Genomic DNA, 4,353 nt, shown 5'->3' with positions numbered 1-4,353 from the left:
TGAGAATGAATCTCATATGCCAATTTGTCGCTACGTTTGGATGAGTCTACTCTAAAGAGACAAACATATTGATCAACCTGGCTTTCCATCTTGAATAGACTTATCAGCTTATAAGAAGGTTGTGAAATTCTTTGAAGTTCTCTTTTTAGTTGAGAAGTCCATGATGGAGTTTCTGCAGAATAATCTTCTTCATTAAGATTGATTGTTAAAACTGCAAGAAAAAAATACTGGTGTTTTTGAAGAATAAAATCTTGTTTGCTTGCTATATTTTCTAGCTCATCAATGCGAGAAATTTGAGGTTTTCTAAGGTAATCATACCAGAAGTTATCTTCTATTTGTAAAAGTGCATCATTTTTTCCGTTTAAGTTATGATTCTCAATTTTACTAATGGCTTTTTGAATAATAAATTCTAATTTTTCAAAGTTAATGGGTTTTAGATAGTATTCAAAGCTTTGCAATTCAATTGCTTTTTGAGCATAGTTGAAGTCGGCGTAATTGGTTAAAAAAATTGTTTTTATATCATATTTTTCATTTCTAATCCACGATAAGAGTTCGAGGCCACTACCTTGAGGCATTTCTATATCGCTTATCATGAGATCAATAGGATTCTCTCTAATAATATTTTGAGCTTGAGTGAGGCTATAGGCAACATAAACAATGTCAATGTGTAGTTTATCCCAATTTATTTTCTCTCGTAAAGCCTCAATGATAAAGCGATCGTCATCAACTAATAAGATGTTCATTATAACCTCCGTCTATAATCTTGTATGGAATAAGTAAAAGAATTTTAGCCCCACCTTCTTCATTATTTTCAAATGCAATACTATAGTCATTAGGATAGAGAAGATTTAAACGTTCGATGGTGTTTGTGATCCCAATATGATGTCCATCTTCTGTTATTAGAGACTGTTTCTGATTTAGTTTTGATAAAATTTCTTCAGAGAAACCTGGACCATTATCCTCGATACAAATATGAATGTAATCTGAGTCCTCAGTTTGTACTTTTTTTATTGATAATAAAATTGTAAATAAATCCTGAAATGAAAAACCGTGTTTGATTGTGTTTTCAATAAATGTTTGTAAAAGTAATGATGGGACAAGAGTATTTTGTAGGTCATCATTGTAGTTTAGTGAAAAGTAGATGCTATTTCCATATCGAATTCGTTGTATTTCTAAATAATCTTTAATATGCTGAACTTCATCTTTAAGTTCTGAAAAATCTTGATTAGCCATAAATAAATGACGGAGATAATTTGAAGTTAGGATAGTTAATTCTTCAATTTCCTTGTAGTTTTTTGTTTGAAGCATACTATGAATCATTGATAACATATTTAAGTAGAAATGCGGACGAATTTGGTTCTTAAGATAATTAAGCTCAATCTTCTTAAGTTCTAGTTGTGAATGGTATTCCCGTATTTTTAATTCTTGCATATCAAATATTACTTTATTAAGTTTATCATTTGCCTTATCAATTTCTAGTATACCTTCAGATATAAAAAATTCAGAAGGGGGGATGGAGTCTCCGAGTTGAGAGAGTCGTTCAGTGAGTCTTGTTATAGGTTTAATCATCCACTGACGAATATACAGGATAATGATGATTGATAAAATGGTGATAATGATAGGAACAGCTGATAAAAATACTTCTAAGAGTGTGATATTTCTAAAGACTTCGGCATAATCGACTAAAACATAAATATCGAAAGGTAAATGCGTTTTTTCATTCTGAGCATGAATTAGGTAGTTTTCGGAGGGAATATTGTTAGGCTCTTTTAGGGAAAGTTTACCATTATTTCCAATATTAAGTTTGCTTAGAGGTTTTAGGATATCTTCTGAAGATATGACGGCATAAATGATTTTTCCTTCGTAATGAACAGATTTAACTAAGTATTCGCTGTTTTTAGTAGTTACATTTTTCCATTTACGGTCACTTATATCACTACGCAATGATTTTAGATTTGATTTTAATAGTAGATAATCTTCATATGGAATATAAAGATTGGAGACATTTATAAAATGATCAGTACTATCGGTTTCTAATAAGAATGTCATATGAGTTTCATTTTGATATTCAAACTCTGTAAAGCTAGTTTGAACTTTTTTAAGATTTTCTTGATACTCAAGAAACGTTTGTACATGATTTAATTTCTCTAAAGATTCATTATGCGTTATTGTTGAGTACATAAAGCGTTCTACAGAATGCAATTTTTCATTAACAGAGTCAGCATAAATTTCAATTGAACTACGTAGGTGTACTATATTTTGGTTTTTAATAAAATTTCTGGTTATGTTACTCATAGCAATATTGATTAAAATATTTATCAATAGTAGTACAAGTAGGAGTTTAAAGAAAAAATGAATGGAATGTTTTTTTGATAAGTCGTGATTTAATTTCATATACTATTCTCCTATTAAAATTATAGCACTTTGAAAATATGATATCATGTAACAAAACAGATATGTTTTATCAAGATGTCGGAAAAGTAATAGTTTTTAAAATTAAAAAACTGAAAAATTGATAAACCTAGTCCAAAAAGTTCTATTAAGGGAATTCTATATGGTGTAAAATAATCGTAGAAAATCAGATGGGAGGAAAAACATGAAAGTAGCATCTCAACTTCATAAAATAAAATTAAAGCATAGTATTCCGTTATATATATTACTTTTTCCTTCAATATTGCTATTAATTTTATTTTCCTATATTCCCATGTTGGGACTAATTATTGCATTTAAAGACTATTCACCAGCCAATGGTATCTTTGCTAGTCAGTGGGTAGGATTTAAGTACTTTACTCAATTTTTCTCATCATTCCAATTCGGGACAACTATGTTCAATACATTAAAAATTTCACTTTATAGTATTGTAGTAGGATTCCCCTTGCCTATTATACTAGCTATAATCAGTAATCAGTTAAGAGTTGGGAAATTTAGAAAAATATTTCAAGTGACAACTTACTTACCTCATTTTATCTCTACAATGGTTATGTGTGGGATGATTATCTTATTTTTATCTCCTACTAGTGGTTTGTTAGCAAATGTATTTAAGTCTGTTGGAATTACTATTCCAGATTTTTTATCAAAACCTACTAGTTTTGCAGGTGTTTATGTTTGGAGTGATGTATGGCAACATATTGGTTGGGATAGTATTATTTATCTGGCAGCGCTTTCTGCAATTGATCCTACATATTATGAGGCTGCAACTATGGATGGCGCTTCTAGATTACAAAAAATTCGGCATATAGAATTACCATTGCTTTTGCCGACTGCTATGATTCTATTAATATTAAGAGCAGGTAGTTTATTAAGTGTAGGTTTTGAGAAAGTGTTACTACTACAGAATCCTCTTAATTTAGCAGGAAGTGAGATAATTTCGACCTATGTTTATAAAGTTGGTATGGTGAACTTTCAGTATAGTTATTCGACAGCTATAGGGTTATTTAACACGGTAGTTAATCTAATAATTTTGTTATCTGTTAACTGGTTCTCAAAAAGATATACCAGAACGGGTCTTTTTTAAAGGAAGGAGTGCTCAAGGTGAAATGGTTTCATAAATCAAGAAAAACGAACTCTGAATTATTATTTGATATAGTTACCTATGGTTTAGCAATTTTCCTTATCCTGTTAATTGTTTATCCGTTATGGTTTGTAGTGATTGCATCTTTTAGTAATCCTTCAGATGTTGCAAATGGGAAGGTATGGTTTATTCCTAGAGAATGGAAATTAGATGGATATTTACGTCTTATTCAACAACCTTTATTTTTGCGTAGCTATCTAAATACCATTTTATATACTGTTGTTGGTACCTTAGTTGCTTTAGTAGTCAATATTCCAGCTGGTTATGCTTTATCTAGAAAAGAATTAGTTGGTAGAAAGTGGATGAGCATTCTATACATAATCCCTATGTTTGTATCAGGTGGTTTGATTCCTACCTACTTAACAGTAAAGAATGTTGGCCTAATTGATACATTTTGGGTAATGGTAATACCTTTTGCAGTTTCATCATACAATATTATTGTTGCTAGAACTTTCTTTAATAATAGTATTCCAGATGGGATGTGGGAGGCTGCGCAAATTGATGGCTGTGGTACAATTCGTTATTTTATTAAGATAGTCGTTCCTTTATCAAAAGCTATTATAGCAGTTATTGGACTTTGGACTGCAGTTGGTATTTGGAATTCGTGGTTTAATGCTTTAATTTATTTAACGAATGAAAATTTACAACCATTGCAATTAATTTTACGACGTTTACTAATTAGTAATCAAATGTTACAATCGCAAGCAACAGGAGAAGTTGCATCAGATCTTCGTATCAAAGCCGATATGATGAAATATGCAGCAATTGTTATTTCAACCGCT

Annotated in this window: 4 protein-coding genes; 2 read left to right on the top strand and 2 right to left on the bottom strand. The window is 30.5% G+C overall.

Translation table 11 applies throughout. From position 1 onward, the window contains the following. A partial coding sequence (locus QP439_RS08710; protein WP_285389600.1) for a response regulator occupies positions 1 to 743 on the bottom strand: 743 nt, incomplete at its 3' end. Further along, a complete protein-coding gene (locus QP439_RS08705) occupies positions 724 to 2,394 on the bottom strand; it encodes a sensor histidine kinase (protein WP_254754074.1) in 1,671 nt (556 codons plus the stop codon). The genes QP439_RS08705 and QP439_RS08710, both read right to left, overlap by 20 nt. A 202-nt stretch (positions 2,395 to 2,596) precedes the next feature. Between QP439_RS08705 and QP439_RS08700 the strand changes: the two genes are divergently transcribed. Both QP439_RS08700 and QP439_RS08695 read left to right on the top strand, forming a co-directional pair. Beyond that, positions 2,597 to 3,514, top strand: a complete 918-nt coding sequence (locus tag QP439_RS08700; RefSeq protein ID WP_000861542.1) for an ABC transporter permease — start codon at positions 2,597 to 2,599, stop codon at positions 3,512 to 3,514. A gap of 17 nt (positions 3,515 to 3,531) precedes the next feature. Then, positions 3,532 to 4,353, top strand: an 822-nt coding sequence (locus QP439_RS08695) for a carbohydrate ABC transporter permease (protein WP_285389596.1), incomplete at its 3' end; no start/stop codon positions are given.

This window comes from Streptococcus sp. UMB1203, assembly GCF_030217725.1.
In the GTDB taxonomy this organism is placed as follows: Bacteria; Bacillota; Bacilli; order Lactobacillales; family Streptococcaceae; genus Streptococcus.
This window is presented reverse-complemented; position numbering and strand designations above follow the sequence as displayed.

What these genes read in the sequence shown, in the direction of transcription:
- QP439_RS08705 (WP_254754074.1), bottom strand. Translation starts at nt 2,394, where the DNA reads ATGAAATTAAATCACGACTTATCAAAAAAACATTCCATTCATTTTTTC.
- QP439_RS08700 (WP_000861542.1), top strand. Translation starts at nt 2,597, where the DNA reads ATGAAAGTAGCATCTCAACTTCATAAAATAAAATTAAAGCATAGTATT.